A 22968-nucleotide genomic window follows, 5' to 3' on the forward strand; every position below is an offset into this window, starting at 1 on the left:
CCAGGAGTGGCACAGCCGACCGGGAAACCGGCGGAAGAAAGGCCCTGGGCCCTACCGTCGAGCATCATTCACCTCGCCTGCTCCCGACCCGACTGAGGGCTGTGCCGGCGCGGCGGCCGCGAGAGATTGACTGTGTACCTTACCTCGTAAGGTAACTTACGATGTAAGGCGCCGACAAGGGGGTGGAAGGCCGATGGCAGCGAAGACATTCCGCGAGCCGCTCAGCCGCGAGCGCGTGCTGGCGGCGGCGGTCGTCCTGGCCGATGCGGAGGGGATCAAGGCGCTGACGATGCGCCGCCTCGCCGCCGACCTCGACGTCGAGGCCATGTCGCTCTACTACCATCTGCCGGGCAAGGAGGCCCTGCTCGACGGCGTCGTCGAGACCGTGGTCGCTGAGATCCATGACGCGGTCGGCCGCCTCGACACGACCAAACCTGACGGAGACTGGCGTACGCGGCTGCGGCAGCGGTTCCTCGCGGCGCGGGACGTGATGCTGCCTCACCCGTGGGCGCCCGGGCTGCTGGGCTCGCGCCGGACCATCCCGGCCGGCGTTGTCGCGTACTACGACGGGATCGTGGGCACGCTGGTCGGTGCCGGGTTCTCGTACCGCCTCGCGCACCGGGCGCTGCACGCGTTCGGCAGCCTGCCTCTCGGGTTCGTGCAGGAGATCTTCAGCCCGGTGTCGGCCGGGGGAAGCATGGAGGTCGACGCCGCGGAAGCAGACCTGACCGCCATGGCCGAAGCCCTGCCGCACCTGACAGCGATGGTGGCGACCGAGATCCACGACGTCACCGACCCCACGCTGGGTTGGTGCGACAGCCAGGTCGAGTTCGAGTTCACCCTCGATCTGCTCCTGGACGGGCTTGAACGCCTCCGCGGCTAGGTCGGCGAGCCACGCCAAGTCCGACACAGACCGATCCCATGGGTCGCCTTCGGTGTCGCTGCTGCCGTACGGCAGCTCCTGGAGGGGTGTCATGGGGGAGCGTGATCGCTCGCGGGAGCGCTCCCAAGCGCAGTATGGCAGCTGTGCTCGCGGCGATGGCCTCAATACCAAGTATCGGACTCGCCGGAATTGCCCGGCCTATTGACTAGCCGTAGCGACGGGACAAAAGCCCAGCTCGGTCGCCTTATTTCAAAGTCTCTGGAAATCTGGAACGTTTACTCACGAATCGGTATGGACGGGCCTGTCTGGGCTGTCAAGCCCTCGCTCTCGGCGTGATTGCGCCGGCCGGTCGCCGTCCACCAATTGAGAAAATGTCGGACTTTATGGGCATGCTCGCAGTTCAGGCTGGCCCTGGTAGAGTTGGGAGCGCTCCCGCATCTGATTCGCATTCTGGGCCCGAAACACTGGGTTCCGGATCGCCGGAACCAGGCACTATGGAGGACCCGGCCGGGTGGCATCCCTTCGGGGCCCGCGTCTCGGCGCGACTGCGGGCGAGGGCCGGACCGAATCCTCCAGACGTGGAGCGTTCATCCCGGGCCGGAGCTCGGGAATCGCCGGACGATCTCACGACATGTGGGCTGTTGCCCACGTATGTCCGGCATATTTCGCGACAATAGATCGGACTTTTCGTTTCTGTCAACATAAGTAGGTCGATCGTCGAAGTAAGATGGTCCTCATGTCAACGGGATCCAACGGACAGAGCGCCGGAGCGGGGGCGCTGCTGGCGATCCTCAGGGACGGGCGGGCCCGCACCCGCGGCGAGCTGGTCCAGCTCACCGGCCTGTCCAGGTCCACCGTGTCGCAGCGGCTCGACGGGCTGATCGCCGGGAGCTGGGTGGTGGCCGCCGACGACTCGATCTCCTCCGGGGGCCGCCCGGCGGCGGTGTTCGCGTTCAACGAGGGCGCGCGGGTGGTGCTCGCGGCCGACCTGGGCGCCACCCGCGCCCGCCTGGCCGTGCTCGACCTCGGCATGACCGTGCTCGCCGAACGGGCCGCCGACCTGCCCGTCGACCAGGGGCCCGAGCCCACCCTGGGGTGGGTCGCCACCGCCTTCTGCGAGCTGCTGGCCGACACCGGGCACGACCTCGATCAGGTGTGCGGGGCCGGCGTCGGGCTGCCCGGGCCGGTGGAGCACGCGTCGGGACGGCCGGTGAACCCGCCGATCATGCCCGGCTGGGACGGCTTCGACGTGCCCGGCTGGCTCGGCGCGCGGCTCGGCGCGCCGGTGCTGGCCGACAACGACGTGAACATCATGGCGCTCGGCGAGCACTGGGCCGCCGGGCCCGAGGTCGACCACCTGATCTTCATCAAGATCGGCACCGGGATCGGCTGCGGCATCATCTCCGGCGGCCGGCTGCACCGGGGCGCGCAGGGCGCCGCGGGGGACGTCGGCCACATCCGGGTCCCGGCGTCCGAGGCGCCCTGCCGGTGCGGCAACACCGGCTGCCTGGAGGCGGTCGCGGGCGGCGCGTCCATGGCCGGGCAGCTGCGCGCCGCCGGGATCGAGGCGCACGGCAGCCGGGACGTGGTGGCGCTGATGCGCGCGGGCGACCTGCGCGCCACGCGGCTCGTCAGGCAGGCCGGCCGCGAGGTCGGCGCCGTGATGGCCTCGATCGTGAACTTCTTCAACCCCTCGCTCATCGTCATCGGCGGGGACGTCGCCGAGGCGGGCGAGCAGGTGCTGGCTGGGGTCAGGGAGACGATCTACAGCCGGTCGCTCCCGCTGGCCACCCAGCATCTCGGCATCAGGTCGAGCCGGCTCGGCGACCGGGCGGGCGTCGTCGGAGCCGCCGTCATGGTCGTCGACCACGTGCTCGCACCGGACGCCATCGATCGGGCCACCGCCGATTGAGTCCATTGACCGCTTCTGCGCGGCGTTGTAACAATTGATCGTCGCAGGCTCCCCGCGCGGTGGCATGTTCGTGGAGCCGGGCACAGTTACGCCGTGACGTGGTCGGCGCACGCGTCCCTCAAGAAAGGGAAACACGCGTGAGCCAGCTCCATGAGCAGGAAGAGGCGCTCCGCCGCACGCTCGGCCTGAGCCGCCGCCGCTTACTCGCGGCCACCACCGGCATCGCCGCCGCGGTCGCCGTCCCCCTCGCCCAGCCCGCCGCCGCCGATCCCGTGCAGGCCCAGGGCGGCTGGAACCGGCCGCTGATCCCGCCGGGCAAGCGCGGCATCATCCTCTACACCGTCCGCGACGCCATCGGCCGCGACCCGGCGTCCACGACCCTGCCGTCCGGCTTCCGCCGCGTGTTCGAGGCGCTCGCGCGCATCGGCTACAAGCAGGTCGAGTTCGCCGGGTACCGGCAGCACGCCAACGCGGAGGGCGGCGCGAACCTGGAGACCGTCGAGGGCGCCAGGCTGCTGCGGAGCTGGCTCGACGACAACGGGCTGCGGGCCGAGGGCAACCACGGCTTCATCCCGGCCTCGTGGCCGCTGAGCACCGCCGACCTCGACCGGTTCAAGCAGGTGCTGGAGATCGCGAACATCCTCGGCCTGGACCACGTGGGCACCGGCGCCGACCCGACGGGCAGCGCGTACAAGGCCGACTGGGACGTGGCGGCGGAGAAGTGGAACGCGCTCGGCGAGCTGGCCTGCCGGGCCGGGGTCAAGCTCTACACGCACAACCACGACGCGGCGTACGCGTTCCTGCTCGACAGCGGCCCGCTCGACGACCAGGGCCGGCCCACCCGCTCCTCGGGCATCCGCAAGCTGGAGTACTTCTTCAGGATCAGCGACCCCAGGCGGGTCTACTTCGAGATGGACATCTTCTGGGCGCACGTGGCCCAGTTCAAGCACCGTACGTACACCGCGCCCGACGGCTCGGCGCAGACCGACGTCTTCGACCCGCTGGCCACCGTGCTGGCGCAGGAGAAGCGGTTCCCGCTGTTCCACGCCAAGGACGGCACCTCCAACCCGGCCACCGCCAACGGCTACGACATGGTGCCGTTCGGCGCCGGCGACATCGACTACGCCCGCTTCTTCGGCCGGCTCCGGTCCAGGAGCCGGCACAACCCGATGTACGAGCAGGACAACGCGCCCGGCACGGACCCGGGCCAGTCGCTGCAGTACGCCGAGCTCAGCTACCGCAACATGGCCGCCCTGCGCGGCTGACTTTCGAAGGCCGGACCGCCACGCGATCCCTGCCGTTGCAGCGGCAGGCGTGGCGGCCCGGACCATGACACTCCTCGTCCTAGGAGCGGCATCACCATGCAGCGTACCTTCGCGGTGCTCGGCGGCTTCTTCCTGGCCGCCACCGCACTCGTCGCCTTACCCGGCCCCGCCCAGGCGCAAGAACCGGCCACCGAGTGGTCGAGCTACGAGAAGATCACTCTGACCAAGAACGTGGGCGAGCCGATCGACCTGGCCGTCCTGCCCGACCGGCGGGTCCTGCACACCGCGCGCAACGGCGACCTGCGGCTGACCGACCCGGCCAGCGGCGTCACGAAGATCGTCAACACCGTCCCGGTCTACAACAACTCCGAGGACGGCCTGCAGACGGTCTCCCTCGACCCCCGCTTCAGCGAGAACCACTGGGTCTACCTCTACTACGCGCCCAAGACCATGTCGGCGCCGTACCCGGAGACGACCCCGGCCGGTTCGGCGCCCAACTCGCTGCCCGCCGGGGCCGACGAGACGTACTGGAACCAGTGGAAGGGCTACAACCAGCTCTCCCGCTTCAAGTGGACCGGCAACGCGCTCGACCTGTCCACCGAGCAGGTCATCATCAAGATCGAGACGCAGCGCGGGCAGTGCTGCCACGTGGCGGGCGACGTGGACTGGGACGCCGAAGGCAACCTCTACCTCGCCACCGGCGACAACACCCCGGCCGGCGCGCCGGGCGCCAACGGGTACGCGCCCAACAACGACGCGCCCGGCATGAACCCGGGCTTCGACGCCCGGCGCGGGGCGGGCAGCAGCGACGACCTGCGCGGCAAGATCCTGCGGATCAAGGTCGCGGACGACGGCACGTACACGGTCCCGCAGGGCAACCTGTTCCCGCCGGGCACGGACAAGACGCGGCCGGAGATCTTCGTGACCGGGGTGCGCAACCCGTTCCGGATGGACGTGGACCCCGAGACGGGCACCCTGTCGTGGGCCGACTACGGCCCCGACGCCGGGACCCCCGACCCGAACCGGGGCCCGCTCGGCTACGTCGAGTGGAACATCACCCCGCTCGCCAAGCCCATGAACAGCGGCTGGCCGTACTGCACGGGCAACAACTTCAACTACAACGACTGGGACTTCGAGACCGCCCAGCCGGGCCCGTGGTTCGACTGCGCGGCGGGGCCGCTGAACACCTCGCGCTGGAACACCGGCATCGACCGGCTCCCGCCGGCCGTCCCCGCCGACCTCTACTACGGCGACAACAACACCCACCAGCCGCCCGAGTGGGCCGGGCTCGTGGACTTCGACCCGCAGGGCGGTCAGGGGCCGATGGGCGGGCCGATCTACCACTACGACGCGGACAACCCTGCACCCGGCAAGCTGCCCGCGTACTGGGACGGCAAGGCGTTCTTCGCCGAGTTCTCGCAGGACTACCTGGCGGCGTTCACCGTGACGTACCCGGACGGGCCGGTCACCAAGCTGGAGCACTTCCTGCCCAACGCCGAGTTGAAGGACGCCGCGCAACCCATCACCGACAGCCCGATGGACATCGAGTTCGGGCCCGACGGGTCGCTGTACGTGCTGGAGTACGGCGACGGGTTCTTCCGCGCGAACCCCGACGCCGGGCTCTACCGGATCGACTACACCCCGGACAACAAGACGCCCCAGGCCAGGATGACCACGGACAAGACGTCCAGCGGCCAGGCGCCGCTCACGGTCGCCTTCGACGCGTCGTCCTCCAGGGACACCGAGCCGGGGACGCTGACGTACGAGTGGGACTTCGACGGGGACGGCACGTTCGACGCCACCGGGGCGACGGCCACGCACACCTACACCGAGCTGGGGCAGTACGTGGCGCGGCTGCGCGTCACCGACTCCGGCGGTCGGGCGGGCCTCACCTCGGCCGAGATCACCGTCGGCAACACCGCGCCCGAGGTCAGCGTCCAGACGCCGCCCGACGGCGGGTTCTTCGACTGGGGGAACGCGGTGCCGTACAAGATCGCCGTGCATGACGCGGAGGACGGCGACAGCCCGGTGTGCTCGCGCATGCAGTGGACGTTCGGCCTCGGGCACGACGTGCACGCCCACCCCGAGACCACCGGCACCGGCTGCACCGGCGCCTGGCCGACGCCCGCGAACGCGCCCGAGCACGGCGAGACGGAGAACATCTACGGCGTGGTCGTCGTGAGCTACCGCGACAACGGCGCCAACGGCATCCCCGGCGCTCTCGGCGAGGCCGCGCTCACCCTCAACCCGAAGCTCGCGCAGGCCGAGCACGCCGACGAGAACAGCGGCGTGACCAAGACCCCCGACGACGGAGCGTCGGGCAAGTTCAAGGTCACCTCGTTCGACGCCGAGGACTGGCTCGCCTACGCCCCGGTCAACTTCGCCGGCATCACCGGGGTCCAGACCAGGGCCTCGGGCGCGGGCGCGGGCACGCTCTCCCTGCGCTGGAAGTCGCCCACCGCCTCGCCGTTCGCGACGGTGACGATCCCGCCGGGGGACGGCTGGCAGACGATCACCACCGCGCTCGCCGACCCGCCCGCGGGAACCGGCCGGCTGTACGTCACCTCGACCGGCGGCGTGGACGTGGACGCGTTCACGTTCCAGGGCGGGGGCGTCGCGGACACCAGCCCACCCACCGTCACGGCGACGCTCAACCCGGCCTCGCCCGACGGGGCGGACGGCTGGTACACCCGCAACGTCACGCTCACCGTCACCGCGACCGACAACGGCACGGTGGCCGCCCGCCAGTACTCGCTCGACGGCGGCACCACCTGGGCGAACGCCGCCAACCCGGTGACGCTCAGCGCGGAGGGCGCCAAGGAGGTCCGCTACCGGGCCACCGACAGCGGCGGCAACGTCTCCCAGGTCGGCACGGTCACCGTCAAGATCGACAAGTCGGACCCGGCGCTCGCGGTCACCGGCGTGGAGGCCAAGCCGTACGGTGACTCGGGCACGGTCACCCCGGTTCTCACGGCGACGGACGCGGTCTCGGGCGTGGAGAGCACCACGGCCAAGCTCGACGGAACCCCGGTTCCTTCGGGCACGCCCGTACGCCTCTGGACCCTGCCCCTCGGCGACCACTCCCTCGTCGCCACGGCGAAGGACCGGGCGGGCCGGACCGTGACCTCGACCGTCACGTTCTCGACCACGACCTCGTACGCCGACGTGCGCGCGCTGATCGCGCACTTCAAGAAGGCGCGCACGGTAACCGCCAACGGCGCCCGGGAACTGCTGGGACAGCTCGACGCGGCGGAGCGGTACGAGAAGCGCGGCAAGCCCAGGCACGCGATCGACGCGCTGAAGCGCTTCATCAAGGTCGCGGAAAAGCGCGCCAACGTCCCCGACCCGGCCACCCGCGCCATCCTGACCCGCGACGCCCAAGCCCTGATCAACCGTCTCACCACCCCGTAGCACTCCGCGGCGAGTGCCCGGCTCCGGCCCGAGCCGGGCACTCGCCGCCCAACCGGCCTCTCCCGGTGCCGAAGGGGTCAGGCGGCGCCCAGGCTCCAGGTTCGGAGGGTGCGGTCCTCGCCCGTGCCGGCGACCACCGGGTGGCCGCCCTGCTCGGCGAGCGCGACCGCGGGGATCGACCCGAGCACGCCGATGGTGTCGCCGTCATCGAGGTTCCAGACGCGGACGATGACGTCGCCGTTCCACGGGCCGTGGGCGACGACGGCGATGGGCACGTCCCCCAGCCGTCCCGCGACGAGGGCCGTGGTGCCCCGGTCGTCCGGGCTCTGGTCGCTGAACTCCCACTTCTTCCTGCGCTTGCCCGTGGCCAGGTCGTACACGCGCAGGGTCGCGTCCAGGTGGGTCGAGACGAGGACGGGTTTGCCTTTGATCTCACCGCAGGCCAGCCGCTCGATCCCGCCGATCTCCCCGGTGCGGAACGAGTGCGTCATCCTCCCGTTCGACAACCGCCACACCCGGATCCGCTCCCCGCCGTCGCCCGTGACGAGCACGTCGTCCGCGCCGAGGCGGCCGAACGCCAGCCCTCTGATGCCCTGGAAATGGTCGGTGATCGCGGGGCCGATCTGCTTGCCGGTGGAGATGTCCCACAGCCGCACGACGCTGCGGGTGTCCTTCATGAAGTCGTACTTCTGCGACACCGCCACCGCCTTGCCCGCGCCCGTGACGGTGACCGCGATGACGGGGTCGCTCACCTTGCGCGAGGCGAGGCTCTCGCCGGTCAGGCTCCACAGCCGCATCCGCCCGTCGTCGTGCCCGGAGGCCGCGACCGGCGTGCCGCCGACGCTGCCGGTGGCCACCGCTGTCGTGGTGGCCCCGCCGTCCCCGAGCCGGGTGGCCGCCTGGCCCGGGTCCCACGCGAACACCGCTCCTTTGGCGGTCCCGCACACGACGGTGCTCCCCGCGGTGGCCAGCGCCGTGATCGTGCCGTCCGCTTTCGGCAGGGGCGCGGAGGCGGCGAGTTGCGTCCCGAACGGCTCGTCGGACGGCGCGGGCGTCGGAGTCGGTGTGGGCGTGGGTGTGGGCGACGCGGTGCCGGGGGACGGGCTTCCGCCGGGCGGCTGGGTCGTACGCCGGCCGTCCGGGTGGAGGAGGTCGTCCCTCGGGCGGAGGATGGTGAAGGCGGACACCGCGAGGGCGGCCGCCGCCGCCGCGGCCCCGCCGAGCACGGCCCGCCGGCTGACCGACCGACCCCGACCGGCCGCCGTCTCCGCATCCGTCTCCGCCACCGGCCCGCCCCCCGCAGGCGGCCCCGTCCGGATGCCGCTCCCGGCATGGAGCCCCGTCTGAACGGCGTTCCCGGCACGGGGTCCCGTACCGATGGCCGGGGAGCCGGAGGCGGGCGGCGCACCGGAAAGAGGCCGCGCGCCCGGGGGTGGCGGAGGCCCCGCGTGCGCCGCCCCCGGGGGCGAAGGCGCAGGCGGGGTGGTGGGTGCGGGGGCGGGGTGGTGGGCCAGGGGGCCGGGCCGGCGGATGAGCTGCTGGAGCAGGTCCGCCGGGGCCGGGCGGGCGGACGGGTCCTTGGACAGGCAGGTCTCGATCGTGCCCAGCAGGTTCGGCGGCACCCCCGTGAGGTCCGGGGTGCCGCTCAGGACGCTGTTCACCACGGCCGCCACCGTGTCCCCCGCGAACGGCGTGCGTCCGGTGGCGGCGAACACCATCGTCCCCGCCCAGCTGAACACGTCCGACGTGGGCCCCACCCGCTCGCCCCTGAACTGCTCCGGCGACATGTACGCGGGCGTCCCCACGGGCACCGACGTCCGGGTCGTCGCGTCGAGGGCCTTGGCGATCCCGAAGTCGATGACGATCGGCCCGTCGGGCCCCATGAGCACGTTGCCCGGCTTGAAGTCCCGGTGCACGATCCCCGCCTGGTGGATGGCCGCCAGCGCGGTCAGCGTGGAGATCGCCAGCCGGTCCAGCGCCCCGCCCGTACGCGGTCCCGACGCCCGGACCAGCGCCTGGAGCGTGTCCCCGGCCACGTATTCGCTCACGATGTACGGCCGCTCGTCGACCATCCCGACGTCCAGCACCGCGGCCGTGCAGAACGCGGCCACCCGCTGCGCCGCCTCCACCTCCCGCAGGAAGCTCTTGGTGACGTCCTCGTCATGGACGAGGTGCAGCACCTTGACGGCGACTTCGCGCCCGTCGTCCCCGACGCCCCGGTAGACCACGCCCTGCCCGCCGGAGCCGAGCACGCCGACGAGCCGGTACGGGCCGATCCGCGCGGGATCGCCCGACCGGAGCGGGCGCAGGTCAGGCATCCCGCTCCTTCCTCGGGCCAGATCGAGCGATCACACGATAAGGCCGGACCGTCCGGGTTTACGACATTTTCTCGAAGAAGAATTCGTGCTTCAGGAACGACGTGTCGTATTCGTGCCCGGGATACGGTGGGATGAGCTGCGACGCCTGGAACAGCCGCCACCCGTCGCGCAACGCCTCCACCCCCGTCTCGTACGGAGGCTCGTCCCCGTCACCGGCCGTCGGTTCGGTGCGCCCGGTGCCGTCGTAGCGCGACCAGCCCACCACCTGCGCGTCGAGCGCGGAGGTGGCCAGGTAGAGAACCAGCACCTGCTGCTTCATGCGACCCTCCCGGGACGGTTGTTCACGCGAGTCGTCCAGTAGTCGATGTCGAACGACGGATCGTTGGTCAGGGCCCGCCACATCCGCACCCGGTTGTGGACCTCCAGCCGCCCCGTCGCGTTCTCGTACCAGGGGAAGCGCCGGCTCAGCTCGGCCACGACGGCGGGATCGTCCAGGTCGGAGGTGTCCCACAGCCGCACCTGCGGCACGGTCGGGTTGAAGCGGATCTTGAACATGTACCTGCGGACGTCGCTGTCGTTGCGCCGCCCACCGTGCCAGATGCCGTGATGGAGCAGCATCACGGTCCCGGCGGGGCAGGTGAGCCGGGTCTGGCCGCGCAGGTTCTGGTAGCGGCCGGTGTCGCTCTCGTTGGTGCGGCGCAGGTGGCTGCCCGGCACCACGAGGGTGCCGCCCATCTCCGCCGTCACCTCGCGCGGGTAGTACATGAGCTGCACGTCGAAGGCGTCCATGCGGGTGTCGATGATGGCGTCGGCGTGCAGCGGCTGGGCCTGGCCGTTGTGCGGCTCGCGCACGTGCACGGCGTGGTGGTCGACGGTCGGGTCGGGGCCGACGAGCGAGCGCAGGGCGCCCGCGACGGCGGGCAGCTCGATCAGCCGGTGGACGAACGTTCCCTCAAGGTAGGCCTGGGCGACCGGGGTGCCGTACGGCGTGCGCGGGATGCCCGCCTCCAGTACGTCGATCGCCTGGTCGTTGAGCTCGTCCGGGACGACCCCGTCGAGCCGCAGGTAGCCGGCGGCCACGAATCCGGCGACCTGCGCGGAGGTCAGCAAGCTGGTGGTTCGCATGCGTCAAAGGTAAAACCGGACACCGGCCGTGTCGTGGGTTGTAATCATCAACCACTGGTTCATTTTCCCTCGCTGCGGTAGAACTGATCCCTGTGCGGCAGGTGACGATCGCGCTCTCCGAACCGCCCGTGGTGGCCGGCGCGGGCGTGGGCGTGCACGGCGTGGTCAGGCCGCACGACGTGTTCCGGCTGCCCGACCTGTGGCAGGTCCACCTGTACGGGTACGCCGCCGAGCTGGTCCTCGAAGGCACCGTGCACGCGATCAAGCCCGGCCACGTCAGCCTGATCCCGCCGGGCGCCAAGGTCCACTACCACTATCGGGGCAGGTCGGAGCACCTGTACGCGCACTTCAGGCTGCCCGGCGTCGACGAGCGGCGGGTCGTGGCCGTCATGCGGGACGCGGGGGACCAGGCGCCGCTCATCGCCGCCTCGCTGCGGCAGACCATCGCGGCCGTCCCCGACACCAGGGCGAGGGCGTCGGCCGAGGTGTGGACGGTCCTGTGGCGGGTCGCGAACCTGCCCGTCGCCGGCAGCGCGCACGCCGTCGTCGCGGCGGCCATGGAGTACATCGACGCGGACCTGGCCGCGCCGCTGACCGTCCCCGGCGTCGCCCGCGCCGCCGGGGTGTCGCACAACCACCTCACCCGGCTGTTCCGCGCTCAGACGGGCCACACGGTGGTCGCGTACATCCGCCGCAGGAGGCTGTCCCGCGCGCTGCACCTGCTGCGCGAGTCGACCCTGGCGATCCCCGCGATAGCGGCGGCGGTGGGCATCCCGGACCTGCAGGCGTTCAACAAGGTCTGCAGGCGCGAGCTGGGCGCCTCGCCCCGGGCCCTGCGCGCGAGCGGCCCCGACCGGCGAGGATCTTAGGGCGCACGTACTGCGTGCCGGGTGCGTGTCCGATGGCGCAGGGGACGGGTCGTACCCGGTAGGTTGGCCGACCATGGAGGAACGCCACGATCATCACCGCCGCCCTGCCCGCGCTCTGGCCGCGATGGCGCTCGCCGCTCTCCTCGGCACGGCCGCCTGCGGCGCCCCGGGCCCCTCGGCGTCGGCGGCCGGCCGGCAACCCTCGCCGCGCCCGTCCACCCCGCAGGCGAGCCAGGCGCTTCCCGCGCCCGACCAGAAGATTCCCGGCGACCCCGCCAGGCTGGCCGCGGCGCTCAAGGGGACCTCCGCCGCGCTCAACGCCGCGATCGACGCCTGGCCGAAGACCGGCAAGCCGCCCAGGGACGTCGAGCTCCTGGCCCTGCACCAGCAGCGCGTCTACCGCTACACGGCCCGCCACCCCGAGCTCGCCTCCCGGGCCTTCGCCCGCCTCCCGTCCGGCCTGGCCGCCCAGGCCAAGGACAACACGGCCGCCATCCGCGAGCTGCTCTCCCTGGCCCATCCGGTCAAGCCCTCGGCCACGTTCAAGGTCCAGCCCGCCCCGCCCGCCGCCGAGTTGCTCGGCCACTTCAAGAAGGCCGAGCGCCGGTTCGGGGTGGAGTGGGAGGTGCTGGCGGCGGTGATGCTGGCGGAGACCAAGTTCGGGCGGGTGAAGTCGGACAGCCACGTGGGCGCCCAGGGGCCGATGCAGTTCATGCCCGGCACCTGGAAGGCGTACGGTCTGGGCGGCGACGTCCAGAACCCGCGTGACGCCATCATGGGCGCCGCCAACTACCTGCGCGCCTCGGGCGCGCCCCGTGACTACCGCCGGGCGCTGTACGCGTACAACCATTCCCGGGCGTACGTGAACGCCATCCTCCTGCACGCCCGCCAGATGAAGCGGGACCCGAGGAACTACTACGCGTACTACAACTGGCAGGTGTTCGTGATCACCACGGCCGGCGAGCGCCGCCTCACCGGCCCGTGAGCCCCGCCCCGCCAGATCGCCGGCGTCGCCGGCGACGTCGACCCGCGGCCCGATGCCGCGCTCCCGGAAGAGCGGGCGCGGGCTACGACAGGGCGCGGGCGGCGTGGATCAGGGGGACGTGGCTGAAGGCCTGCGGGAAGTTGCCGACCAGCCGGTCGTAGCGGGGGTCGTACTCCTCGGCCAGCAGCCCCACGTCGTTGCGCAGCACCAGCAGCCGCTCGAACAGGGTCTTGGCCTCCTCCTTGCGGCCCTGCATCGCCATCACCTCCACCAGCCAGAAGCTGCACGCCAGGAAGGCCCCCTCCCCTCCGGGCAGGCCGTCCACGTCGTTGTCCTCGGCCAGCGGGTAGCGCAGCACGAACCCGTCCGACATGAGCTCCTTCTCGATGGCCGACACCGTCCCCACCACCCGGGGGTCGTCGACGGGCAGGAAGCCGACCATGGGGATCAGCAGCAGCGCGGCGTCCAGCTCCGACGAGCCGTACGACTGCGTGAAGGTGTTGCGCCGGGCGTCGTAGCCCTTCGAGCAGATCTCGGCGTGGATGACGTCCCGCAGCGCGCGCCACGTGTCCACCGGCCCGGTGCGGCCGAACCGCTCCACGTACTGGACCGCCCGGTCCAGCGCCGCCCAGCACATCACCTTCGAGTGCACGAAGTGCCGCCGGGGCCCGCGTACCTCCCACAGGCCCTCGTCCGGCTCGTCCCAGTGCTCCTCCACGTACTCGAGGAGCTCGCGCTGGATGGTCCACGCCCGGTCGTCGGGGGACAGGCCGCGGGCGCGCGAGACGAACAGGCAGTTCATCACCTCGCCGTACACGTCGAGCTGGAGCTGCTTGACGGCCTCGTTCCCGACGCGGACGGGCCGGGAGTCCTCGTAGCCGTCGAGCCAGTCGAGGCGCAGCTCGGGCAGCCGCCGCTCGCCCGCGACCCCGTACATGATCTGCAGGTCCTGGGGCCGGCCCGCGATGGCCCGCAGCAGCCACGAGCGCCAGTCGGCGGCCTCCTCCAGGTAGCCGGAGCTGATCAGCGCGTCGAGCGTCATCGTCGCGTCGCGCAGCCAGCAGAAGCGGTAGTCCCAGTTGCGCACCCCGCCGATGTCCTCGGGGAGCGACGTCGTGGGCGCGGCGACGATGCCGCCGGTGGGGGCGTAGGTGAGGGCCTTGAGCGTGATCAGCGAGCGCACCACGGCCTCCCGGTACGGGCCCTCGTACGTGCACCGCCCGACCCACTCCGCCCACATGGCCTCGCTCTCGCTCAGCTGGGTCTCGGCGTCGATCCGCGGCGGCATCGGCTCGTGCGAGGGATGCCACGTGAAGACGAACGGCAGCCGCTCGCCCTCCTTGACCGTGAACGTGGCCCGGTGCGCGTAGTCGCCGCCCTTCAGCGGCACGGGGGAGTGCAGCCACACCGAGTCGGGCCCGCCGATGGCCTGCAGGTGGCCGTTGTCGCGGCGCACCCACGGCACGATCCTGCCGTAGTCGAAGCGCACCCGCAGTTGCGTGGACATCTCCACGCTCCCGGAGACGCCCTCCACGATGCGCACGACGTCGGGGTTGCGGTCGCGGGGAGGCATGAAGTCGATCACGCGGACGGTGCCCGTCGGGGTGTCCCACTCGCTCTCCAGGATGAGCGTCTCGGGGCGGTAGCGCCGGCGGGTGGCCGGTCTGCGGCCCGCCGGGCCGAGCCACCAGTGCCCGTTGCGCTCGCTGCCGAGCAGCGACGCGAAACAGGACGGCGAGTCGAACCTGGGCAGGCACAGCCAGTCGATCGAACCGTCCCGGCCCACGAGGGCCGCCGACTGCATGTCCCCGATGAGGGCGTAGTCCTCGATCCGCATGCCTAGACGCTACTCGGGCGAGGGGTGATCCCGTGACCGGGTTCGATCATGTCGCGTCATGCCCGGTCCCGGTCACGGGGATCACGTCAGTGGGAACCAGCGGGCGAACAGCTGGGTCAACGGCCCGATGGCCAGCGCGAACGCCAGCGTCCCCACGCCCACGGTGCCGCCGAGCAGCCATCCGGCGATCAGGACCGTGACCTCGATGAGGAACCGGCCCAGCCGCACCGACAGGCCGAGCCGCACCAGCCCGGTCATGATGCCGTCACGGGGGCCCGGGCCCATGCCGGCGCCGATGTAGAGCACGGTGGCCAGGGCGACGGCGACGACGCCGAGCGCCACGTACAGGCCCTGCAGGACCAGGTGTGACGGGGTGGGCAGCAGGAAGATCGCGCCGTCGGCGAACAGGCCCAGGAAGACGACGTTGCTGATCGTCCCCAGGCCGGGCTTCTGCTTCAGCGGGATCCACAGCAGCAGCACCAGGGCGCCGATCCCGATGATGACGGTCCCGATGGACAGGCCGGTGCGCATGGCCAGGCCCTGGTGGAACACGTCCCACGGGTCGTTCCCCAGTCCGGACTCGACCTGGAGGCCGATGCCGGCGCCGTAGAGCGCGAGCCCGCCGTACAGCCTGACGAGGCGCGCGGGAAGGGAACTGGGCCGGAGGAGGAACGTTTCACTCATAGTGGCCACAGATTGGCATCCGATCGACTTGCCAAAACAGAGCCAATCACGAAAAGTGGCCTTATGAGGCATCTGTCGGCGACCCAGGTGGCGCGGCTCATCGAGATCGACCCGGCCGCGCGGCCCTACTACCGCGCGCTCGCCGACGGCGTGCGCGCCCTCATCATGGACGGCCAGATCCCGGTACGCGTCCGCATGCCCGCCGAGCGCCACCTGGCCGAGACCCTCAAGGTCAGCCGCACCACCGTGACCTCGGCCTACGACCTGCTGCGCGAGCGCGGCTACCTGGAGAGCCGGCAGGGCTCCGGCAGCTGGACCGCCCTGCCGGACCCGGCCACCGCGCCCGACAATCCGTGGCTCAGCACCGACGGCGACGGCCTCGTCCAGCTCCAGTGCGCCGCCCCGCCCGCCCCGTCGGTCCTTCGGCAGGCGATGCTGGAGGCGGTGGAGGACCTGCCCCGGTACGGCATGGGCAACGGCTACGACCCCATCGGCCTGCCGGTGCTCAGGGAGCGCGTGGCCGCCCACTACACCGCCAGGGGCCTGGCCACCCGGCCCGAGCAGATCCTCGTCACGACCGGCTCCCAGCACGCCATCCAGCTCGTGCTCGGCCTGCTCGTCGGCGCGGGCGACCCGGTGCTCGTGGAGTCGCCCACCTACCCGCACGCCATCGACGTGGCCCGGCGGCGCGGCGCCAGGATCGTCCCGGTCGGCATCTCGCACGAGGGCTGGCAGGCCGACCTGGTGACGGGGGCCATGCGTCAGTCGGGGGTGCGGCTGGCGTACCTCATGCCCGACTTCCAGAACCCGACCGGCGCCCTCATGGACGACGCCACCCGCGCCGCCGTCGTGGGCGGGGCCCGGCGCGCGGACACGGTGCTGCTGGTGGACGAGACGTGGGCGGAGCTGGCGCTGGACGAGGTGCCCCGCACCTCGCCGATGGCGGCGTTCGACACCGACAGCCGGGTGATCAGCATCGGCTCGGCCTCCAAGCTGTGGTGGGGCGGGCTGCGCATCGGCTGGGTCCGCACCACCGCCGCGCTGGCGCGCCGGCTGGCCATGTTTCGGGCGGCCGTGGACATCGCCAGCCCGGTGCTGGAGCAGCTCGTGGTGGCACGGCTGTTCGACCGGCTGGAGGAGACGCGCGCCGAGCGCCGCCGCACGCTGCGCGCCTCACGCGACGCGCTGGTGTCGGGGTTGCGCGAGCACCTGCCCGAGTGGACGTTCACGGTGCCGCGCGGCGGCGGCACCCTGTGGGTGCGCCTGAACGGCCAGGGCGCCACGCCGCTCGCGGAGGCGGCCGCCCACCACGGCATACGCCTCGCGCCCGGCCCCTGGTTCGGCCTGGAGGGCACCCTGGAGAGCTACCTCCGCCTGCCCTACACCCAGCCGCCCCAGGTCCTGACGGAAGCGGTCACCCGCATCCGCGCCGCCCGCGACCACGGCCCCACCGGCACCCGCCGCCCGGCGGAGGCGCTCATCACGATGGTGTGAGCGGCTGCCTTCCCGCGATTCGCGCGCCTCACTCGCTGCTGCCCCGGGCCAGCGGGGCGCGCCATTTGCGGCGCATCGCCAGGATCCGCAGCCCGAACGCCAGCACCGCCGCCGCCAGCGTGGCCGGCCAGCCGTGGAAACCGTAGGCCGACAGCGCCGCCATCACCCCCGACCCCAGCATCGCGGGCACCGCGTACAGCTGCCGGTCGTACAGCAGCGTCGGGATCTCCCCGGCCAGCAGGTCGCGCAGCATGCCCCCGCCGATGCCCGTCACCACCCCCAGCAGCGCCGCGTGCAGCGGGGCGAGGCCGTACTCCAGGGCCTTCTCCGTCCCCACCGCGCAGAACAGCCCGAGTCCCGCCGCGTCCAGCACCAGGATGACCGGCATCACCCGCGCCACGTGCGGGTGCCAGAAGAACACGATCGCCGTCGCGGCCACCGGCACCAGCACGTACCCGAGGCTCTGGAAGGCGGCGGGCCGGACGTTGAGGATCAGGTCGCGCACGACGCCGCCGCCCAGGGCGGTCATCTCGGCCAGCACCCCCATCCCCACCACGTCGAGCCGTTTGCGCACGCCCATGAGCGCGCCCGTCAACGCGAAGACGAAGATGCCGACAAGGTCGAGAAGTTCAGACACGTCGGAATATTTACCGTATGACCGGTTCGTGGTGCTCGGCCATCATGACCCGCAACTTCCGCGTGAACATGAACAGCGCGCCCCCGGCCACGACCGCCATCGCCGCCAGGACCAGGTGCCCAGGTAGCCCGAAGAACGTCCTGCCGCTCATGCGCCGCCCCCTCTGTGCACCCAGACGGTTACTCTACGTGAAGGACGGGGATCTCTCTCCTCAAGCCCTTGCCGCTTTCCCCCTGGTGTGGTGCGATGCAGGCCACTCACGCAAGTGAACACTGACCGGAGGCGCGCGCCATGGCCGAAGTCCTCGAAGTCCGGGCCGAGATCGAGCGGCAGATCGCCGGCCGTACCGTTTGCGAACAGCTCAGGCACGCCGCCGAGCAGCACCCCGACGCCCCCGCCTACTCCGACCCCGACGGCGACGGCTGGAGCACGCTGACCTACGCGCAGGCGCGGCAGCGCGTCCTGGAGATCGCCGCCGGGTTCGCCGCGCTCGGGCTCGAACCCGGGGAGTCGGTGGCGGTGATGATGGTCAACCGCAGCGAGCACGTGCTCGCCGACCTGGGCGCCGTGCACGCGGGCGGGGTCGGCTGCACGGTGTACTCGACGTTCGCGCCCGACCAGATCGCGTTCGTGGCGGGGGACGTGGCCGCCAAGTACGCGGTGCTGGGCGGCCCGGCCGAGCTGGCCCGCTGGCAGCCCGTGCTGTCCCGCCTGGACGGGCTCCGCAGGATCATCATGCTGGAGGGGGCGCCGGCGGACGAGCTGTTCATGTCGTGGGAGGACTTCCTGGAGCTGGGCCGCACGCGCCTGGCCGCGGACCCGGCCCAGGTCGAGGCCCGCATGAGCGCGGTCACCCCCGACGACGTGGTCACCGTCCTCTACACCTCGGGCACCACCGGCATGCCCAAGGGCGTCCCCCTCACCCACGCGAACGTCTTCTACGAGGTCGCCGCCACCGACCGCATCACGAGCCTGCCCGTGCGGGGCACGCAGATCTCCTACCTCACGTACGCGCACATCGCCGAGCGCATCCTCAGCCTTTACCTGCCCCTGGTGAAAGTCTCCCACGTGCACTTCTGCACCGACCTGGCCAACCTGGGGACGACGCTGGGGCAGGTCAGGCCGATGATGTTCTTCGGGGTGCCGCGCGTGTGGGAGAAGATGATGGCCCGCCTGCTCGCCGTGCTCGCCACCCAGCCGGAGGAGCAGCAGGCCGCCGTACGCGCGGCGATGCGGGCGGGCGCCGCGTACGTGGAGGCCGGCCAGTACGGGCGTGCGGTCACCCCCGAGATCCAGGCGGCCTACGAGCAGGCGGACGCGTCCCTGCTGTCGATCATCCGCGGCATGATCGGCTTCGACCGCGCCGAGTGGACCGCCACGGGCGCCGCACCGCTGCCCGCCGAGGTGCAGCACTTCTACGCCGGGCTCGGGCTCAAGGTCATCGACGTGTACGGCATGACGGAGACGACCGGCGCGTTCACCGGCAACAGCCCCGCCTGCTACCGCCTGGGCACCGTCGGCAGGGCCGAGCCCGGCGTCGAGATCCGCCTCGCCGAGGACGGCGAGATCCTCACCCGCAGCCCGCTCAACACGCGCGGCTACGTCAACCGGCCCGAGGCCACGGCCGAGCTCATCGACGCCGACGGCTGGCTGCACACCGGCGACATCGGCACGGTCGATGAGGACGGCTTCTACCGGGTGGTCGACCGGAAGAAGGAGCTGATCATCACAGCGGGCGGCGAGAACATCTCCCCGGCCGAGATCGAGAACCACCTCAAGGAGCACGCCCTCATCGGCCAGGCCCTCGCGTACGGCGACAACCGGGCGCACCCGGTGGCGCTGCTGACGCTCGACGGGGAGGTGGCGCCGGGCTGGGCGCAGGCGCGCGGCATCGCGTTCGCCTCGCTGGCGGAGCTGGCCGAGCATCCGGAGGTGGTCAAGGAGGTGGAGACGGCGGTCGAGGCGGCGAACGCCAAGCTGGCCAGGGTGCAGCAGGTGAAGCGGTGGGCCCTGCTGGGCTCCGAGTGGACGGCGGAGACGGAGGAGCTCACCCCGAGCCTGAAACTCAAGAGACGGATCATTCACGCCAAGTACGCGGACGTCATCGAAGGCCTTTACAGCGGCCCGCGCTGACGCGTAGGTCGCATATCCCGGTTTTGCCATTCGTGGCGTGTGTCGAGGTCCTGGACATTACCGGGCGGTTCCTACCGTCTCGATCATGACCAGAAGCCTTCTTCTCGTCTCGCTCGCGGCCGGGCCGCTCACCGTGCCCGCGCCCTCGGCCGCGATCGAGCCCGCCATCCGCGCGATCACCGTACGTCCCGCCGAGCCCGTAGTGGGGCCGAAGGACTCCGTGCGCCTGGTGATCGACGTCGTCGCCAAAGGCGTGCGCAGCAAGGACGGCGTCACCGTCAAAGTCGAACCTGGCGCGCCGCCCGGCCCCGTACTGACCGACAAGCTACCGATCCCGGCCCCGGCCCCGATCCCGATCCCGGCCCCGGCTCCGGCACCCGCCCCCGACACCGGCTCGGTGGGCTCCGCTCCCGACCCGGGCACGGCCCCCCGCCCGGCGCCGGTGGACCGCCCGGCACCCGTCGGCCAACCCGTACCTGCGACCCAACCTCGGCCGGGGGTTCAACCCCGACCGGGGGCTCAGCATCGGCCGGGGGTTCAACCCCGGCCGGGAGCTCAGCATCGGCCGGGGGCTCACCCTCGGCCGGGAGCCCAGCCCGCGGCCCCGGCTCCGGCTCCGGCCCCGGCACCCGCACCGGCCCCTGTCCAGGCACCCGCTCCCGTTCTGGCACCCGGACCAGCTCAGGCTCCCGCTCCGGCACACGCCCAGGCCCCCTTCATCGACACGCAACCCGCCGGGAGACCGCTGAACCCGGCACCCGCGGGCCCGAAGGAAGCGGCGCTGGTGCCACAGGCGGCCCAAGCATCGGGAGGAGTGACCCAGCCACCGCCGGTCTGGCGCAGCACGGGACCGGGATCCGCCGCACCGGCCCGCATGGCGGACGGGTGGGAGACCTGGCGTTTCCTCCCTGACAAGCAGCTGAACCGCTTCTACCCGACCGGCATCTGGACGATCAGCGTCACCGCCAAGGGAGCGGGCGGGCGGGCGGTCACCGAGTACGCGTCGTTCCAGTTCAGGCGGGACACGAAGCTCTCGTCGGTGCGGGCCGACAAACTCGAGGGCACCGATCTCGTACGCCTGCGCGGCGCGCTCAGGCGGGTGGACCCGCGCGGCTACACCGACTACGGCCCGTTCGCGAAGCAGCAGCTGGAGATCCTCTGGCGCGGCGACGAGTCCTCGGCCTGGGAGCAGATAGGGCAGACGACCACGGACGCCTCCGGGACCTTCGAGACGACGGTCACGGGCCGCTCAGGGGGCCTCTGGCGCGTCCGCTATCCCGGAACAGGACACTACGCCTCAGACGCCTCCAAGGCCCGACAAATTGCGCAATAACAAAATGTTGTCTCCGGCGCGGCCTTAAACCGCTGTTGCGGAATCGTGATCAACTTTACCGCAACTTTTCCTTACTCTTACGCGTCATTGGCGTTGACGTGCCCCGAATCGGGGCCGCGTTTGAGACGGGGAAGGAACTCCATTTTGAAGATGCGACGTCTAGCCGCCGGCCTGGCGGCTGCCGCCCTGGGCGCGACGATGGTGGCCACCGCCGCTTCGCCCGCGCTCGCGGACCCGGGCCTGGACCCGGATGTCGAGGGCTACACGAGCCTGCAGTTCGACGCGAACCCCGAGCCCGCGTGGCGGGGCCGCCCCATCACTCTCGAGGGCAAGCTCTCGGTGCAGTGCGACGAGGACTACATCAACGGCTTCGTCTCGGTGCACAACGCCGACTACTGCAAGGACTCGGAGCGCTGGCACCGCCTGGGCTGGAAGCGGATCGTGATCCTCTTCCAGCCTGACGGCAGCGGCCGCTGGGAGTACGTGGACACCATCAGGACCAGCGGCAAGGGCTACTTCTCGACGCGGGTGCCCGCCCGCACGTCGGGAACGTGGCGCGCGGTCTTCGAGGGCTCCCGCTGGCTCGCCCCCGCGGAGGGCAAGGACTGGGTCAAGGTCGTCGGCCGCCGCTGATCCACCCCGAAACGCCCGGCCCATCCGGCCGGGCGTTTCCCGTTCCCGGACTTCCCCCGGACACCTCCGGCGCGCGGCGCCTAGTACGACACGGCGACCTGGACGCGGTGGTGCCGGGGCCCTTCGACCTCGTCCACCACCGCCACCGCCAGATCGGCGAACGAGAACGCGGGCTCCAGCACCGGCACCCGCCCGCCCCCGATCCGGTAACGCCCGGTCCGCGCGGCCGCCTCGTCGAGGAAGACGGGCGGCGGCGCGAGCACCACCCAGTCGAGCCCCGACCCCTCGAACACCTCCAGCTCCGCCGCGTGCCCCAGCGAGAACGCCCGCGCCTCGGCCGGGAAGTCAGGCGTGTCCACGAGCCGAACCCCGGGCGAGACCTCCAGCAGGCTCCCGATCCCGACCGCCAGCCGAGACACCCCGGCCCGCCCCAGCCCGCCGACCAGCGCCCGGGCCGCCGCCGTGTAGAACTCCTCCGACGGCACATCCAGCCGAGCCGCCGCCTGAACGACCGCGTCGTGCCCCGCCGCGATCTCCGCCACGCCGGCAAGGTCGGTGACATCCCCGGCCACCACCCGCACCCCCGCCTCGGACGCACCCTTCGCCCCGGAGGAACCCCCAGCCCCGGACGAGCCGCCCGCTTCCGGCAGAGCCGCGCCTGCCGCGACCGCCCCCTCCGCCGGAGCCCCCGAACCCCGCACACCCGCGTACCTCCCGGGATCCCGGACGACGGCCGTCACCTCGTGCCCCCGCCCGACCGCTTCCGAGACCACCCGCGCCCCGGCCCGCCCACCGGCGCCGAACACCACGATCCTGCTCACCCTCACCACACCCCTTCTCCCAGGCCGGTCCCTCCGGCCGCTCGTGGAGACGGTAAAGGGCGAGATATCGCTTTCCGCAACGATAGTTACCTACGATGTCGGGATGGCCGAGCCTCTCGATCCGGACATGTTCACGGGCTGCCCTCCGGTGGCCGCGCCGATCCGCATCGGCGACAAGTGGACCGCGAAGATCATCCGCTGCCTGGAGTCAGGCCCGCGGCGTTTCACGGAACTCCAGGCCCCGCTGCGTGGCATCACCCCGAAGGTCCTCACCGAATCCCTGCGCGCCATGGAGCGCGACGGCCTCCTCACCCGCACCCCGTACGACGAGATCCCGCCGCGCGTCGAGTACGAGCTGACCGACCTCGGCCGCAGCCTCCTCGAACCCATGAACGCGGGCTGCGAGTGGTCGAGAAAACACCTGGCCGAACTCGTGCACGCCCGCGAGGCCTGGTACGAGGCGGCGGGATGAACACCCTGACGCCCAGCAACTCCCATGGCTCGGGCCTGCCCGCCTGGAATCGATCTAGGGAAGAAAGTGTTGTCGTGCCGTGAAGAGGTGATTTTGGGCAGTGCCCAACGGGCATCGTAGTCTGGCCCTCTGGCGAACGAACAGGAGGTGACGCCC

General features: G+C 71.6%; 20 protein-coding genes. 11 read left to right on the top strand and 9 right to left on the bottom strand.

Annotation, left to right across the window (positions count from 1 at the left end; genetic code table 11):
* Positions 1 to 193: 193 nt before the first annotated feature.
* From ACIBQ1_RS46110 to ACIBQ1_RS46125, 4 genes are all read left to right on the top strand, one after another.
* Positions 194 to 883: a TetR/AcrR family transcriptional regulator gene (locus ACIBQ1_RS46110; protein WP_397287541.1), complete on the top strand. Its 690-nt coding sequence runs from the start codon at positions 194 to 196 to the stop codon at positions 881 to 883.
* A 736-nt stretch (positions 884 to 1619) separates the two neighbouring features.
* Entirely contained in the window at positions 1620 to 2795 is a 1176-nt protein-coding gene (locus ACIBQ1_RS46115; protein WP_397287543.1) for an ROK family protein, read from the top strand.
* 137 nt (positions 2796 to 2932) lie between these two features.
* A complete protein-coding gene (locus ACIBQ1_RS46120) occupies positions 2933 to 4060 on the top strand; it encodes a sugar phosphate isomerase/epimerase family protein (protein WP_397287545.1) in 1128 nt (375 codons plus the stop codon).
* Between the two features lie 96 nt (positions 4061 to 4156).
* A complete protein-coding gene (locus ACIBQ1_RS46125; protein WP_397287547.1) occupies positions 4157 to 7471 on the top strand; it encodes a PQQ-dependent sugar dehydrogenase in 3315 nt (1104 codons plus the stop codon).
* 77 nt (positions 7472 to 7548) lie between these two features.
* On the opposite strand, the gene ACIBQ1_RS46130 is transcribed toward ACIBQ1_RS46125, so the two are convergent.
* From ACIBQ1_RS46130 to ACIBQ1_RS46140, 3 genes are read right to left on the bottom strand one after another with little or no spacing between them, the layout of a single operon-like run.
* A complete protein-coding gene (locus tag ACIBQ1_RS46130) occupies positions 7549 to 9789 on the bottom strand; it encodes a WD40 repeat domain-containing serine/threonine protein kinase (RefSeq protein WP_397287549.1) in 2241 nt (746 codons plus the stop codon).
* A gap of 58 nt (positions 9790 to 9847) precedes the next feature.
* A complete protein-coding gene (locus ACIBQ1_RS46135) occupies positions 9848 to 10108 on the bottom strand; it encodes a hypothetical protein (protein ID WP_397287551.1) in 261 nt (86 codons plus the stop codon).
* Entirely contained in the window at positions 10105 to 10914 is an 810-nt protein-coding gene (locus ACIBQ1_RS46140; protein WP_397287553.1) for a phytanoyl-CoA dioxygenase family protein, read from the bottom strand. The genes ACIBQ1_RS46135 and ACIBQ1_RS46140 overlap by 4 nt, the downstream gene beginning before the upstream one ends.
* A 92-nt stretch (positions 10915 to 11006) precedes the next feature.
* On the opposite strand from ACIBQ1_RS46140, the gene ACIBQ1_RS46145 reads away from it, so the two are divergent.
* Positions 11007 to 11783: a helix-turn-helix transcriptional regulator gene (locus ACIBQ1_RS46145; RefSeq protein WP_397287555.1), complete on the top strand. Its 777-nt coding sequence runs from the start codon at positions 11007 to 11009 to the stop codon at positions 11781 to 11783.
* Positions 11784 to 11856: 73 nt separating this feature from the next.
* Positions 11857 to 12768, top strand: a complete 912-nt coding sequence (locus ACIBQ1_RS46150; RefSeq protein ID WP_397287557.1) for a transglycosylase SLT domain-containing protein — start codon at positions 11857 to 11859, stop codon at positions 12766 to 12768.
* 82 nt (positions 12769 to 12850) lie between these two features.
* Here ACIBQ1_RS46150 and ACIBQ1_RS46155 read toward each other — a convergent pair whose 3' ends face one another.
* Positions 12851 to 14605 carry a glycoside hydrolase family 15 protein gene (locus tag ACIBQ1_RS46155; protein WP_397287559.1) on the bottom strand — a complete coding sequence of 585 codons (1755 nt, stop codon included), beginning with the start codon at positions 14603 to 14605 and terminating at the stop codon, positions 12851 to 12853.
* An 81-nt stretch (positions 14606 to 14686) separates the two neighbouring features.
* Positions 14687 to 15289 carry a YitT family protein gene (locus tag ACIBQ1_RS46160; protein ID WP_397287561.1) on the bottom strand — a complete coding sequence of 201 codons (603 nt, stop codon included), beginning with the start codon at positions 15287 to 15289 and terminating at the stop codon, positions 14687 to 14689.
* A gap of 63 nt (positions 15290 to 15352) precedes the next feature.
* Here ACIBQ1_RS46160 and ACIBQ1_RS46165 point away from each other — a divergent pair, with 63 nt between their 5' ends.
* Positions 15353 to 16783 (top strand): PLP-dependent aminotransferase family protein, encoded by a 1431-nt coding sequence (locus tag ACIBQ1_RS46165; protein WP_397287563.1) that lies wholly within the window; start codon positions 15353 to 15355, stop codon positions 16781 to 16783.
* Between the two features lie 28 nt (positions 16784 to 16811).
* Here ACIBQ1_RS46165 and ACIBQ1_RS46170 read toward each other — a convergent pair whose 3' ends face one another.
* Positions 16812 to 17420 (bottom strand): trimeric intracellular cation channel family protein, encoded by a 609-nt coding sequence (locus tag ACIBQ1_RS46170; RefSeq protein WP_397287565.1) that lies wholly within the window; start codon positions 17418 to 17420, stop codon positions 16812 to 16814.
* Between the two features lie 10 nt (positions 17421 to 17430).
* The gene (locus ACIBQ1_RS46175; RefSeq protein WP_397287567.1) at positions 17431 to 17571 is read right to left on the bottom strand and encodes a hypothetical protein; all 141 of its coding nucleotides are present in this window, start codon (positions 17569 to 17571) and stop codon (positions 17431 to 17433) included.
* Positions 17572 to 17711: 140 nt separating this feature from the next.
* Here ACIBQ1_RS46175 and ACIBQ1_RS46180 point away from each other — a divergent pair, with 140 nt between their 5' ends.
* On the top strand, positions 17712 to 19553 hold the full coding sequence (locus ACIBQ1_RS46180; RefSeq protein WP_397287569.1) for an AMP-dependent synthetase/ligase: 1842 nt from the start codon (positions 17712 to 17714) through the stop codon (positions 19551 to 19553).
* Between the two features lie 57 nt (positions 19554 to 19610).
* On the opposite strand, the gene ACIBQ1_RS46185 is transcribed toward ACIBQ1_RS46180, so the two are convergent.
* Positions 19611 to 19829, bottom strand: coding sequence for a hypothetical protein (locus ACIBQ1_RS46185; protein WP_397287571.1), 219 nt, complete (start codon positions 19827 to 19829; stop codon positions 19611 to 19613).
* 538 nt (positions 19830 to 20367) lie between these two features.
* On the opposite strand from ACIBQ1_RS46185, the gene ACIBQ1_RS46190 reads away from it, so the two are divergent.
* On the top strand, positions 20368 to 20886 hold the full coding sequence (locus ACIBQ1_RS46190; RefSeq protein ID WP_397287573.1) for a hypothetical protein: 519 nt from the start codon (positions 20368 to 20370) through the stop codon (positions 20884 to 20886).
* Between the two features lie 150 nt (positions 20887 to 21036).
* Positions 21037 to 21519: a hypothetical protein gene (locus ACIBQ1_RS46195; RefSeq protein WP_397287575.1), complete on the top strand. Its 483-nt coding sequence runs from the start codon at positions 21037 to 21039 to the stop codon at positions 21517 to 21519.
* Between the two features lie 80 nt (positions 21520 to 21599).
* On the opposite strand, the gene ACIBQ1_RS46200 is transcribed toward ACIBQ1_RS46195, so the two are convergent.
* Entirely contained in the window at positions 21600 to 22340 is a 741-nt protein-coding gene (locus tag ACIBQ1_RS46200; RefSeq protein ID WP_397287577.1) for an NAD(P)-dependent oxidoreductase, read from the bottom strand.
* Between the two features lie 103 nt (positions 22341 to 22443).
* Between ACIBQ1_RS46200 and ACIBQ1_RS46205 the strand changes: the two genes are divergently transcribed.
* Positions 22444 to 22812, top strand: coding sequence for a winged helix-turn-helix transcriptional regulator (locus tag ACIBQ1_RS46205; protein WP_397287579.1), 369 nt, complete (start codon positions 22444 to 22446; stop codon positions 22810 to 22812).
* Positions 22813 to 22968 lie beyond the last annotated feature (156 nt).

The organism is Nonomuraea sp. NPDC050153 (genome assembly GCF_044460125.1).
Classification (GTDB): domain Bacteria; phylum Actinomycetota; class Actinomycetes; order Streptosporangiales; family Streptosporangiaceae; genus Nonomuraea.